We start from the raw sequence: 13,650 nt of genomic DNA on the forward strand, positions 1-13,650 counted from the left end.
CTTACTAAAATAGCAAGGGTTTAAGTGATCGCGACAGGATTCGAACCTGTGACCGTCTGCTTAGAAGGCAGATGCTCTATCCAGCTGAGCTACGCGACCTAATTGAAAAATACATTTATTTTCCGGTGCGCAAATATAAAAATTAACTGTAAATCTAACCAAAAGAAATGCTATAATTTTAAAATAAATAATTGCATTAACTTACTTAATCTTAAAAAAAGCTTACAACACACCTTTAACACCCGTTTAATCTTCAAAATCTAGAAAAATTTTAAAGCTTAATTATCCTATATTTGTAACACAAATATTATCAAGAAATCAGCTAAACAAATGAATAGAGCTATTGTCAACGAAGTGAAAACTAACTTCAAAAAGCATTTTAAAACCGACCCCATACTTATTTTTTCGCCTGGAAGAATCAATATTATAGGCGAGCACACCGATTATAATGACGGTTTTGTTTTTCCTGCCGCGGTTGACAAAGGCATAGCTGCAGCCATTCAAAAAAGTGATGACGATAAATCTGTGGCTTATGCTTTGGATTTAGAAAGTGAAATTGAGTTTAATTTAAAGAAATTAAAGCCATCCAAAGAAGGCAGTTGGGAAAACTATGTTTTTGGTGTAGTTGCCGAAATACAGAACCGGAACAAAATAGTTGGCAATTTCAACATCATGTTTAAAGGCAATATTCCAGGTGGCGCGGGTATGTCGTCTTCGGCAGCCCTGGAAAACAGTGTGGTTTTTGGGTTGAACGAATTGTTTGATTTGGAACTTTCCAAAGAAGAGATGATTTTGATTTCACAAAAAGCAGAACACAATTATGTTGGAGTAAAATGTGGCATTATGGACCAGTACGCCAGTATGTTTGGTATTAAAAACAACGCACTGCTCTTGGATTGCAGAACGGTTGAATCCAAACCTTACGAAATTGATTTTAAAGACCACCAACTCATGTTGATTAACACTAACGTTAAACATAGTCTTTCGGATAGTGCTTACAACGACAGGCGTTCGGCTTGTGAAAATATTGCAGAATTACTTAGGATAAAAGCATTGAGGGATGCTTCTGAATCAGATTTAGAAAAAATCAAAAACCAAGTAACACCTGAAAATTTCCAAAAAGCACTGTTCGTTATTCAAGAAAACGACCGCGCCCTTAAAGCTTCAAAAGCCATTGAAGATAACGATTTAGATACTTTGGGAAAACTTATTTATGCTTCACATAATGGGCTTTCCAACCAATATAAAGTAAGCTGCGAGGAATTGGATTTTTTAGTTGATCAGGCTAAAACAAACTCAAAAGTCCTCGGTGCCCGAATGATGGGTGGTGGTTTTGGTGGCTGCACCATCAATTTAATTGCCAAAGATGAAGCCGAAAATTTTGCCGAAACAACTTCAAAAGCATACAAAAAACAATTTGACAAAGATTGCTCGGTGTATTTTATCGCCCTTGAAGATGGGACGCACGTAGTAAACCAACAAGACTAAACGAACATAGCAATGAAAAATACCGATTTACAGGATTACTCACATAAACGATTGAATATTTTAACGGGCGAATGGGTATTGGTATCGCCACACCGTGCCAAACGTCCATGGCAAGGACAAAAAGAAACGGTTTCCAATGAAAAGCGGCCAACTTACGATACATCCTGCTACCTATGTGCTGGTAACACCAGGATTAATGGTGAAGTCAACCCGAAATATAACGATGTTTTTGTGTTCACCAACGATTTTGCAGCACTGCAAAATGATTCCAAAACCTTTTCGCTCAGCGACGGCCTTTTAACCGCCGAGAGCGAAACAGGCATTTGCAAGGTAATTTGTTTTAGCCCAGACCACTCGAAAAGTTTAGCCGATATGACTACCAAAGAGATTGAAAAAGTAGTTTTGGCATGGCAAAATGAGTTTAAGGAATTGGGCGATAACCCTAAAATTAACTACGTACAAATTTTTGAAAACAAAGGCGCCGTTATGGGCTGTAGCAACCCGCACCCCCACGGACAAATATGGAGTCAATCTACTCTGCCCAATGAAGTGGACAAAAAACACACACAACAACTCAATTATTTCAATAAAAAGAACTCCAGTCTTTTAGGTGACTATTTAAAACAAGAACTCGAAAAACAGGAACGCATCATTTTTGAAAACGATGGCTTTGTAGTTTTGGTGCCGTTTTGGGCGGTATGGCCTTTCGAGACCATGATTGTTCCTAAAAAACATCAAACCAACATTTTAGAAATGGATGATGCTGAAGCCTATCAATACGCCGAGGCTATTTCAATAATTACCAAAGCCTACGATAAAATTTTTAACACCTCGTTCCCCTACTCTAGTGGCATCCACCAAGCGCCAACTGATGGAAACGATAACAAGCATTGGCACTGGCATATGAGTTTTTATCCTCCACTATTGCGAAGCGCCACGGTTAAAAAATTCATGGTAGGTTACGAAATGTTTGGGTCGCCACAACGCGATATTACGGCCGAGAGTGCTGTAAAGATGATTCAGGACCTTTTGTAAAAGACAAGCTTAATAATCTAAAAAACCTGTTGCAATGCAACAGGTTTTTAATTTTTACAGCTTTCCATAATAAATCATCCCTTCAAAAGTTATATTTTTAGCCTATAAAACATACGCCTTTAATGAAACGTTACTTTTACTTTACACTTACTTTAAGTTTTTTATTACTTTGGAGTTCCTGCCGAAAAGATTTTGAATTTTCTCCCAGTACCGGGCAACTCGAGTTTTCCAAAGATACTGTTTATCTCGATACTGTGTTTACTAACATTGGCTCCAGCACCTATAATTTAACTGTGTACAATAAAAGTGATAACGATATTTCCATTCCTTCCTTACGGTTGGCACTAGGCGAAGCTTCAAACTACCGATTAAATGTTGATGGTATAGCTGGTAAATCCTTTGAAAATATTGAAATTCTGGGAAACGATAGTTTGTATATTTTTGTTGAATCAACAATCGACATCAACAATTTCCCCAATTCGAATGGTGAGTATTTATACACCGATCAAATTGAATTTGATGCTGGTAGCAATCTGCAAAAAGTTGAATTAGTGACTTTGGTTAAAGACGCCATTTTTATTTATCCTGACCGTGACGAAACTACCAAAATTGTTGAAACGCTTACGCTTAATATAGGAGGAGAATCGGTAGAAACCGATTTACAGGGGCGCGAATTGCTTCCAGAAGAATTGATCTTTACCAACGAAAAACCCTATGTCATTTATGGGTTTGCTGCTGTTCCCGAAGGTGAAACATTGACGATTGAAGCTGGTGCGCGACTTCATTTTCATGATAACTCGGGCATTATCGTTTCTAACGGGGCTTCCATAAATGTAAATGGCGCTTATAGTACCGACCAAGAATTACTTGAAAACGAAGTTATTTTTGAAGGTGACCGCTTAGAACCCTTGTACAGCGATGTACCGGGCCAATGGGGTGCTATTTGGTTATTGGATGGCAGTATAAACAACACCATAAATTACACCACCATAAAAAATGCCACCATTGGCATTTTATCTGATGGCAACCCCAACGAAAGCAATGATAAATTAACCATAACGAATTCGCAAATTTATAATTCCAGTAGTTTTGGCATTATAGGGAGAAACACTTCCATTTTAGGCGAAAATGTGGTTATCAACAAATCCGGTTTATCTTCTTTTGCAGGTACTTTGGGCGGAAAATACAATTTTACACACAGTACTATTGCCAATTATTGGAATACCAGTGCGAGACAATTCCCGGCAGTATTACTGAACAATTTTGTCTTAGATGAAGAAAATAATGCAGCCTTGGCTGATTTAACCGAAGCCAACTTCAATAACTGCATTATTTATGGAAATGATAATCCCGAAATTTTGTTGGAAGAATTAGAAGACGACAACGTTCAGTTTAACTTTAAGTTTACCAATTGCCTTATCCGATTTGATAACAGAAATACCAATTTAACAGGACCAAATTACGACTTAAACGACACCAATCATTACGAAGGCAATATTTTTAACCAAGATCCAAATTTTTTAAATGCTAATGAAAACATGTTAATCATTGGCGAAGAATCTGCCGCTATAAACAAAGGAATAGCTTCATTTGCTACGCAAGTACCTTATGATATATTGAATATAGACCGAACCAGTGTGCCAGACTTGGGAGCTTATCAACATATTATTTTTCCTGAGGAATAAATATAATGTAATACGTTCTGTATGGCATTAACCAAACATAAATAGAATATTCATGGCATCTATTAAGCATCAAAGAAAAATCCTGTTTTTCTTATTCATTTTAATGTCTTTCGGCTCTGTTGAAGCCCAAGATATTTTCATTTCAAACACTCAAAACCGAACCTACACCAGTTTAAACGGTAAATGGGAATATATTCTTGACCGCTACCAAACTGGAAGACTAGGCTTTATGCCTATTTACAAAAATGCAACTCCTAAAGATAAGACTGACCGCATAGAGTATAGTTTTGATTCAAGTCAAACCCTTTGGGTTCCCGGCAATTGGAACTCCCAAAAACCAGAGTTTAAGTATTATGAAGGTAATATTTGGTATAAACGCACATTTAACAAAACCGACATCTCCCCTAACAAACGCTATTTCATAAATGTTGGTGCCGCCAACTACATCTCCACCGTTACATTTAACGGTAAAATTATTGGAAAACACGAGGGCGGATTTACGCCATTTTCATTTGAAATTACCGATTTACTTAGAGCAAAAGATAATTTTTTAATTATTGGAGTTAACAACACTCGAAAAGCAGATAATATACCGGCTGAAGTTACAGATTGGTTTAACCACGGTGGCATTACTAGAGATGTTAAATTAATTGAGGTACCCAAAACATTTATCGGGAATTTTTTTATAGCACTTGATAAAACCACGCTTAACAAAAAATCTAAAAAATTAGAAGGTAAAATTAAGCTTGTTGGCAACCATTTTCCTGAAAGTTTCAAAATAGAAATTCCTGAATTGAATGTAAACCAAATGATTAAAACCAATCCAAACGGTGTAACGAGCTTTTCAATTGAAGCCAGAAACATTGAATTATGGTCGCCTGAAAATCCTAAACTATACCAAGTGATTGTAAAGGCTGGCAATGACACACTCGAAGATCAAATTGGTTTCAGGAGCATCGAAGCCGTTGGTAAACAAATTTTACTGAATGGCGAACCCATTTTTTTAAAGGGCATTTGTTTACACGATGAAAATCCACTGAGAAAAGACCGAGCCAATAGTATTGACGATTCAAAATTAATGCTGGATTGGGCCGAACAACTGGGGTGTAACTTTTTAAGGTTAGCCCATTATCCCCACCAAGAAAACATCGTACGTCTTGCTGACCAAAAAGGGATTTTACTTTGGGAAGAGTTGCCCTTGTATTGGGGCATTGAATGGGACAACCCTGAAGTTCTTAAAAAAGCAAAAAAACAATATACTGAACTTATCAACCGAGATTATAACCGTGCCAGTTCCATTATTTGGTCAATAGCCAATGAAACAGCACCAAATAAACAGCGGACTGCTTTTTTATCTGATCTGGCCAGTTATGTTAGAAATATAGACAGTACCCGATTAATCTCCGCAGCCATAAAAAAAGACCAAAAAACGGATGGACATCCAGACAGCATTTACACTTACAACGACCCACTTATCGAAAAACTGGATATTATCAGTTTAAATGAATATCTGGGTTGGTATGGTGGTTTACCCGAGGAAGCCAGAAAAAAATCGTTTACATCTGGTTATGAAAAACCTATTATAATAAGTGAGTTTGGCAGCGGTGCTTTACAAGGCTTTCATGCTGATAAATTTACCCGATGGAGTGAAGAATTTCAAGAATACCACTACAAAGAAAGCATTGCGATGTTTGATAAAATTGACGGTCTTGCTGGTATGACACCGTGGATTCTTGTCGATTTTATGTCGCCTCTCAGGCAATTGCGAGGCATTCAAGATGGATGGAATCGAAAAGGTCTTATTTCTGAAAAAGGGCAAAAGAAAAAAGCTTTTTTTATTTTACAGAACTACTATAAAACCAAGTAACCATACTTCGATTAAATAAGTACAAAGCTGTTCTCTCTGTTCCAAAAGTCTAAAAATAACGTTTTGTCATTTCGATAGCATGAAGCACGAGCAATGAGAAATCTTATAATTATTAAATTCCTACTCATGTTCCTAGTTTGAAATAGGGATGATATATTCCAATTAATTAATAACTGAACAGAAAGTAATCTTTAACAACTATAAAAATAAAAAATCCTGCCAGATGGCAGGATTTCTGTTTTTATATGTATGTAATTAAGCCTAAACAAATAAAGGTTTATCTTTCATCATACCGTTTACTTTACCTTTTACAGCTTCTAAAGTATCGTCATCTTCAAAATTGGCAATAACCTCATCCAACAAGTTAGCAATTATTACCATATCATCTTCTATCAATCCACGTGTAGTTACAGCAGCCACCCCCAAACGAATACCCGACGTTACAAATGGCGATTTATCATCGAAAGGCACCATGTTTTTGTTCACTGTAATATCGGCTTTAACCAAAGCTTGCTCGGCGTCTTTACCAGATAGATTTTTGTTACGTAAATCAATCAGCATACAATGGTTATCGGTTCCTCCAGAAATGATGTTATAACCTTTTTCAACTAAGGCATCTGCCAATTTGCTAGCATTTTTCTTGACCTGTAATTGGTAGTTCAAAAAGTCATCAGTCAAAGCCTCACCAAAAGCAATTGCTTTAGCAGCGATTATGTGCTCTAAAGGCCCCCCTTGATTTCCGGGAAAAACCGAAGAATCCAATAAAGATGACATTTTACGCAAGTTGCCATTCTTTAATTTAATTCCGAAAGGATTTTCAAAATCCTGCCCCATCATTATCATACCTCCTCTAGGTCCACGCAATGTTTTGTGAGTTGTTGTAGTTACAATATGGCAATGCGGAAGCGGATCGTTTAAAATACCCTTAGCAATTAATCCAGCAGGGTGCGATATATCGGCTAATAAAATAGCGCCAACACTATCGGCTATTTCTCTAAAACGTTTAAAATCGATGTCGCGAGAATACGCAGAAGCCCCAGCAATAATTAATTTAGGTTGTTCTTTGGTAGCAATATCTTGAATTTTATCGTAGTTTAAAACACCTGTTTCTTGCTCAACACCGTAAAAAACCGGGTTGTACAATTTACCAGAAAAGTTTACTGGCGATCCGTGTGTTAAATGGCCACCGTGCGATAAGTCGAAACCTAATATTTTGTCTCCTGGCTTCAAGCAAGCAGCAAAAACAGCGGTGTTTGCTTGGCTACCAGAGTGCGGCTGAACGTTAACGTATGCTGCACCAAACAAGGTTTTTGCTCTATCTATAGCTATTTGTTCTACTTCATCAACCACTTCACAACCTCCGTAATAGCGTTTTCCCGGATAACCTTCAGCATATTTGTTGGTTAATACCGACCCTGCAGCTTCCATAACCTGTTCGCTTACAAAATTCTCAGAGGCAATCAATTCAATACCATGTAATTGGCGCTCTTTTTCGGCCTGTATAAGTTCAAAAATTTGTTCGTCGCGTTGCATATAATATTATGTTCTTGTTAAATATTCGGCAAAAATAACAAATAGATTACTTAAACACACTAAAAAAACAGTATTTAGTGGGAAGTTTTTAACGGCTTTATTAACGACTCTCTCCGCTTCATATTTTTCATGTTTTTTTAATTTAAAATAAAAAAATTATGTAGGTTTGATAACAAGACATAAAAACAAACACTAAATAAAACAGAATAAAGTCATGCCATTATCCGCAAACAACCCAGATAGAACTTCGTGGCTGCACGTTGATAAAAATTCAGATTTCCCAATTCAAAACATTCCTTTTGGTGTGTTTTTAACGCGTGATGATATCATAACCATTGGCACGCGCATTGGTGATACCGCCATAGATCTGGGCGCACTGCACCAATTGGGATATTTTGATGGTATAGCTTTAACCGACGATATTTTTCTGCAAGACACACTAAATGACTTTATTGCCGACGGCAGAAAAACATGGCGTGCCGTTAGAAACCGTATTGCCGAAATATTCGATAGCAACAACGATATCTTAAAAAATAATAAAAGCCACAAGGAAACGGTTTTGTTTAGGCTAGATGAAATAGAAATGCAACTGCCTGTACAAATTGGAGATTACACCGATTTTTACTCGAGTATAGAACACGCTACCAACGTGGGCAGTATGTTTAGAGACCCTGATAATGCTTTATTGCCAAACTGGCTCCACATCCCAGTGGGGTATCATGGCAGGAGCTCGTCCATTATTCCATCCGGCATTCCTGTTCGTCGCCCACAAGGACAAACCTTGCCAAACGGTGCTTCCGAACCTGTTTTCGGCCCGAGTAAATTAGTAGATTTTGAATTGGAAATGGCATTTATCACTACCGATGCTAACGATTTGGGCGAACCCATTCCTATTTCCGAAGCCGAAGAATATATTTTCGGACTCGTATTAATGAACGATTGGAGTGCCCGCGATATCCAAAAGTGGGAGTATGTACCATTGGGGCCGTTTTTGGCCAAAAGTTTTGCAACCTCTATTTCACCTTGGATCGTTACGCTTGATGCATTAGAGCCTTTCCGCGTAGCCGGTCCAAAACCACTTAAACCGCAATTGGATTATTTAAAATACAAAGGCAAAAAAAGCTACGACATTAATTTAGAAGTATCTATTCAACCCAATGGCGCTAAAGAAACTGTGGTTAGCAAAAGTAACTTTAAGTACATGTATTGGAACATGGTGCAGCAACTAGCGCACCATACGGCTAATGGATGCCCAGTAAATTCGGGTGATATGATGGGGAGCGGAACCATTTCAGGACCAACTGAAGATAGCTACGGCTCTATGCTGGAACTGACTTGGAAAGGCGAAAAACCTATCAAACTAAAAGATGGCAGCGAACGTAAATTCATAAACGATAACGACACCGTTATTATGCGTGGTTATTGTGAAAACGACGGAACCCGCATAGGTTTTGGTGAAGTTTCTACAAAACTGCTTCCTGTTTTTAACAAAAAGTAATTTTTAATTTACAAAATATTAGTTTTTAATTCATTTAATCGGATATATTAGTTTTTCATCGGCTATTTGTTTATTTTGGCACCAAAATTGAAACGACACCCAAATAAACCAAAACTTATAACCGATGAAAAAACTTTTACTTTTCAGTATTATGGCCCTTACGGTGTTAGCCTGCAGCACCAGTAAACAAATTGAAAAAGCGGTGAGCGTGGGCAACTACGACCAAGCTATTTCTTATGCTTTGGGAAAACTACGCACCAACAAAGACAAAAAGAGCAAAGAAGAATTTATTATTATGCTTCAGGAAGCTTTTAATAAAGCTACAGCAAGAGATTTAGATAATATAGCCTTTCTAAAAAAAGACAGCAATCCCGAAAATTACATCCGTATCTACGACGCTTATGTAGACTTAGATAACAGGCAAGAACGCATCAAACCCATATTGCCGCTTTATGCCAACGGCCGTGAAGTGCGTTTTAACTTCTCAAATTATCATAGTGATATTATCGCGGCAAAAAACAGTGCTTCAGACCAAATCTATAACAATGCTGTAGCATTATTAAAATCGAATAACAAACTAGATTTTAGAATGGCCTTCGAGCAATTTCAAGAAATTGAAAACATTAATCCCAACTACAAAGATGTGCGTCAACTAATGGATGTTGCCCACCAAAAAGGCACCGATTTTGTATTGGTTGAAATGATTAATGATACCCAAAAAGTAATTCCACAACGTTTGGAAGACGATTTATTGAACTTTAGCACTTACGGATTAAACAATCTTTGGACCGTGTACCATAACACGCCAACGAAAGCGGTTAAATACGATTACAATATGCGCGTAAACCTACGTGAAATTAACACCTCACCAGAACAAGTTAAGGAGCGCCAAATCATCAAGGAAAAGCAAATTGTTGATGGCAAAAAATTGCTATTGGACGAACGTGGCAACCAGGTTAAAGATAGTTTGGGCAATGCCATTGAGGTTGACAACCTAAAAACAGTTAGGTGCGAGTTTTACGAGTTTACACAATTTAAAGCCGTACAGGTAACCGGAAATGTTGAATACTACAATTTAAACACCAAACAACTAACCGATGCCTTTCCAGTAGATAGCGAATTTGTATTCGAACATATTTACGCCGATGCCCGTGGCGATCGCCGTGCTTTGGAAACCACATTACTCCCTTTTTTACAACGCCGTGCCGTGCCCTTCCCAACCGAAGAGCAAATGATTTACGACTCCGGAGAAGACCTTAAGCTCCAGCTTAAAAATATTATGAATTCGTATTCTTTGAATTGATAAACACATAAAAAAAGCCCAACTTAGGTTGGGCGTTTTATGTGCTTTTGTTATTCTTTACATTTAAAACATCATAGATTCCTTTATTCTAAATTCACCTATACTTAACATGAAATTTGTATTGCTTAACATCAATTCAATGTTATAGTGTCATTACCAAAAGATGTCTCCATATATTCCTCGATTTTTTTGTATGTTTCCTATTTCTTGGTATAGTTTTACAGATTTCCCATTATGATTTCGGCTTGTAAAAAATGGTTTGAATAAGCACTATAAACTCAGTTTCTTCCAGTAATGAATTATAATTTATTGGCACCCTTTTTTAACCATAAAATTTGTTATATTCTTCAATGTAGAAATGCTATTGCCCAATGGGGTTGAATGATAGATTTCATGATATTGAATCTTTCCGCACCATAGATGCCATAATAAGGTTTATTCCACCCATATAAATGCGTGATTGACATTCGTAACGAATTATCAGATATGACCTCAACCCCTTTAGATTCCAATAATTTGTAACTACTCTTAAATGAGACAAGATGAGGACTCATTTAAGCGACATGGAGAAGTGCACCTATGGAATCGGTGTATGGGTAATTAGATTGAAAATGGTTAATAAGGATAGAATCAGTCTCCATTATTTTCCGAAAACCGTTCATGTCATCCTCTAATGTAATAATGTCATTCTTAAGATTATTATGAATTTCAAGAAGTATCTCTTTTCAAGTTCCCTTTATTGTTGATGCTTATTCCAGTTATTCACTTGCAGTACAATTAAAATCCCTATCACCACTAAGGTAATCTCTCCTGTAGGACAAATAAACTAAGTTAGATTTTTCTTACTAAAAAATTCAAAAGTAGCACTACTCAAAATTAGAAAATCAGTTAACTCTGAATAATTTCAATTCACCGGAACCATCTGAAGAAGCCTCGCCGGATCATCAGTTAATATATAAATTGTACCGTCTGGCCCTGTTCTAACATCTCGAATACGCCCCATACCCTTCAGAATAATTTCTTGTTCCACTACTTGACCATCATTAATGCGTATCCTACGGAGTTCTTCGGCTTTTAGGCTTCCAGCAAAAAAATCATTATCCCAGTCTGGAAATACTTCTCCTTGATATTGAGTTAATCCGCAAGGTGCAATTGAAGGCGTCCACTGTATCAGTGGTTGCTCCATACCTTCTTGTTCTGTCTTAGAAGTTATAGGTTGACCATTGTAGTTAATTCCATGAGTAATTACTGGCCAGCCATAATTTTTGCCCTTAATTATTAGATTAAACTCATCACCTCCTCTCGCTCCATGTTCTGTGGCATAAAGCTCATCTTTTGAACTTACAACCAGACCCTGCGGGTTTCTGTGACCATAACTCCATATAGCGTCTAGTATTCTATCATCATTAATAAACGGGTTGTCGGTTGGTATCTTGCCATCATCATGAAGCCTCATGATTTTTCCGTTTGGTCTTGTTAAATCCTGTGCTTGGCCCATAGCTCCCCTCTCGCCAATTACAAAATACAAATAACCATTTTTAAAGGCTATACGCGTGCCATAGTGAGCACCAGACCTCATATAAAATTTAGAATCTGCTTTATAAATCCATTCCTGGTCAATCCATTTATGGTTCTTTATTCTACCTCTAACTATTGCCGTTTGCGACCATGACTTACCATCTGTATCCCGCCATCCATCTGCAAATGCTAAATAAATCCATCCATTATTTTTATACTCAGGGTGAAGAGCAATATCCATCATGCCTCCTTCTGGACCATCAAAAATCACCTTAGGAGTGTTTTCAATCGGAATTGTATCAAGCTCATTATCTGCATTAATAAGATATACAGGACCCAATCTTTCCGTCACCAACTTTCCACCATTTGGAAGAAAAGCAATAGACCATGGCGTTCTAAAACCTTCTACCAATTTATTAACCTTATAAGTGTGATACTGTGTACGAATGATACCATTGGCACCACTATAATTTTTTTTATTGGCTGGATTATTTTCACCCATGGCTTCCAGCTCTCTTATATAAACCACAATAGCCCTTAATTGTTCATCTGTAAGAGTATTATTGAAGGCTACCATTCCTTTTTCAGGAATACCATATTTGATGGACTTTAATATGGCATAGTCGCTATTTTCGCTTTTCCAAATACCATCAGTTAAACTACCACCTATAGCACCTGAATCATGACAACTGGAACAAAGATTCTTGTAAATATCCGCTACCTTCATTTTGGAAAAGTCTTGGGAAGATAAAGACAGATTAAAAAGCACCAAAATAGAAAATAGAAAAAATCGTTGAACACGTGAATGACTGTAGTGAGAATTCATATTCATAGCAGTTAATTCATATAGATACAATAGATACAAAAGACTAATATAAAGAATAATTATTGACCCATTTATAAAAACAGACTTATTACACAGAAGAAAAATGAAATTTAGCCTACATTCATTTTATTAATAAATACTATAACCAATTAAGTACAATTAAGCGGAGTTACAGTTTTCTAGCTAAAATTAAATACGTAGCGCTATTAAGAATTAGGTGCTTGGAATCTTATTTGCTATACATTTAATGCAATGCCCCAGCTATTAAACTATCAATATAAACTTGGGAAGCACGTACAAAATCATTGCCAGAATTTTCTTTTAAAATATAACTATAATGGATAGAATCACCTTGAAACAGATACGTTCCGTAGATTCTATAAGTACCCATCCAAGAATCTGGTGGCACAACCCGTAAATCTTGTTTTGAAGCTAATGATTTACCCAAGTGGACGATGTTAGCATCCTCTATAAGGCGCTCCCTTCCTAAAAGGCCCTTTTTACTAAATTTATCTAAACTTTTTTCATCGGTATCAAACAGTACCAGTATATAGTCTTCGGTGGTAGAAACCCGCACATTGGTATATACATTGTTATAGCTATGCACAAAGTAACCGGCTAAAGCAATAATAACCAGAACTACCAATTCTGAAATCAGTAATTTGTAATAGGCCATCTTTTTTACCAGAATTCTGTCTACTGCGTATAAACTCATAATAAAAATAGTAATTGGAACGGCAAAAACAGCATAAATAATAGCTGGGCTTTCGTGAGTAAAACCGATGTATATCGCGTCTATGCTAACAACAAAACTTAAAAACGTAATGCCAGTTAACAACGTAACGGGATAAACAAGGTTTTTAAGTGTTTTTAAAAATGCCATTGCCAGGTAGTTTA

Annotated in this window: 9 protein-coding genes and 1 tRNA gene; 6 read left to right on the top strand and 4 right to left on the bottom strand. The window is 36.9% G+C overall.

Annotated features, from left to right (window positions below; translation table 11 throughout):
* Positions 1 to 25: 25 nt before the first annotated feature.
* Positions 26 to 99, bottom strand: a tRNA-Arg gene (locus GSB9_00927).
* Positions 100 to 330: 231 nt separating this feature from the next.
* On the opposite strand from GSB9_00927, the gene galK reads away from it, so the two are divergent.
* The 4 genes from galK to GSB9_00931 all read left to right on the top strand — a co-directional run bounded on the left by galK (position 331) and on the right by GSB9_00931 (position 6,075).
* Entirely contained in the window at positions 331 to 1,488 is a 1,158-nt protein-coding gene (galK, locus tag GSB9_00928) for a galactokinase (protein ID UKM64380.1), read from the top strand.
* Between the two features lie 12 nt (positions 1,489 to 1,500).
* On the top strand, positions 1,501 to 2,523 hold the full coding sequence (locus GSB9_00929; protein UKM64381.1) for a UDP-glucose--hexose-1-phosphate uridylyltransferase: 1,023 nt from the start codon (positions 1,501 to 1,503) through the stop codon (positions 2,521 to 2,523).
* A gap of 122 nt (positions 2,524 to 2,645) precedes the next feature.
* Complete coding sequence (locus tag GSB9_00930; GenBank protein UKM64382.1) at positions 2,646 to 4,208, top strand: hypothetical protein; 1,563 nt, start codon at positions 2,646 to 2,648, stop codon at positions 4,206 to 4,208.
* 52 nt (positions 4,209 to 4,260) lie between these two features.
* Positions 4,261 to 6,075: a beta-glucuronidase gene (locus tag GSB9_00931; protein UKM64383.1), complete on the top strand. Its 1,815-nt coding sequence runs from the start codon at positions 4,261 to 4,263 to the stop codon at positions 6,073 to 6,075.
* Between the two features lie 261 nt (positions 6,076 to 6,336).
* Here GSB9_00931 and GSB9_00932 read toward each other — a convergent pair whose 3' ends face one another.
* The gene (locus GSB9_00932) at positions 6,337 to 7,608 is read right to left on the bottom strand and encodes a serine hydroxymethyltransferase (GenBank protein ID UKM64384.1); all 1,272 of its coding nucleotides are present in this window, start codon (positions 7,606 to 7,608) and stop codon (positions 6,337 to 6,339) included.
* Between the two features lie 214 nt (positions 7,609 to 7,822).
* Between GSB9_00932 and fahA the strand changes: the two genes are divergently transcribed.
* Together fahA and GSB9_00934 are read left to right on the top strand one after the other, a co-directional pair.
* Positions 7,823 to 9,106: a fumarylacetoacetase gene (gene fahA / locus GSB9_00933; protein ID UKM64385.1), complete on the top strand. Its 1,284-nt coding sequence runs from the start codon at positions 7,823 to 7,825 to the stop codon at positions 9,104 to 9,106.
* 124 nt (positions 9,107 to 9,230) lie between these two features.
* Positions 9,231 to 10,409, top strand: coding sequence for a hypothetical protein (locus tag GSB9_00934; protein UKM64386.1), 1,179 nt, complete (start codon positions 9,231 to 9,233; stop codon positions 10,407 to 10,409).
* A gap of 904 nt (positions 10,410 to 11,313) precedes the next feature.
* Here the strand turns inward: GSB9_00934 and GSB9_00935 are convergent.
* On the bottom strand, positions 11,314 to 12,753 hold the full coding sequence (locus GSB9_00935; GenBank protein ID UKM64387.1) for a PQQ-dependent sugar dehydrogenase: 1,440 nt from the start codon (positions 12,751 to 12,753) through the stop codon (positions 11,314 to 11,316).
* Positions 12,754 to 12,997: 244 nt separating this feature from the next.
* Positions 12,998 to 13,636: a hypothetical protein gene (locus tag GSB9_00936; GenBank protein ID UKM64388.1), complete on the bottom strand. Its 639-nt coding sequence runs from the start codon at positions 13,634 to 13,636 to the stop codon at positions 12,998 to 13,000.
* Positions 13,637 to 13,650: the final 14 nt, after the last annotated feature.

The organism is Flavobacteriaceae bacterium GSB9 (assembly GCA_022749295.1).
Classification (GTDB): Bacteria; Bacteroidota; Bacteroidia; order Flavobacteriales; family Flavobacteriaceae; genus Flavisericum.

Bases quoted from the DNA above. Each gene is read 5' to 3' on its own strand.
- GSB9_00930 (UKM64382.1), top strand. From the start codon at position 2,646: ATGAAACGTTACTTTTACTTTACACTTACTTTAAGTTTTTTATTACTT.
- GSB9_00935 (UKM64387.1), bottom strand. From the start codon at position 12,753: ATGAATTCTCACTACAGTCATTCACGTGTTCAACGATTTTTTCTATTT.
- GSB9_00934 (UKM64386.1), top strand. From the start codon at position 9,231: ATGAAAAAACTTTTACTTTTCAGTATTATGGCCCTTACGGTGTTAGCC.
- fahA (UKM64385.1), top strand. From the start codon at position 7,823: ATGCCATTATCCGCAAACAACCCAGATAGAACTTCGTGGCTGCACGTT.
- GSB9_00936 (UKM64388.1), bottom strand. From the start codon at position 13,636: ATGGCATTTTTAAAAACACTTAAAAACCTTGTTTATCCCGTTACGTTG.
- GSB9_00931 (UKM64383.1), top strand. From the start codon at position 4,261: ATGGCATCTATTAAGCATCAAAGAAAAATCCTGTTTTTCTTATTCATT.
- galK (UKM64380.1), top strand. From the start codon at position 331: ATGAATAGAGCTATTGTCAACGAAGTGAAAACTAACTTCAAAAAGCAT.
- GSB9_00929 (UKM64381.1), top strand. From the start codon at position 1,501: ATGAAAAATACCGATTTACAGGATTACTCACATAAACGATTGAATATT.
- GSB9_00932 (UKM64384.1), bottom strand. From the start codon at position 7,608: ATGCAACGCGACGAACAAATTTTTGAACTTATACAGGCCGAAAAAGAG.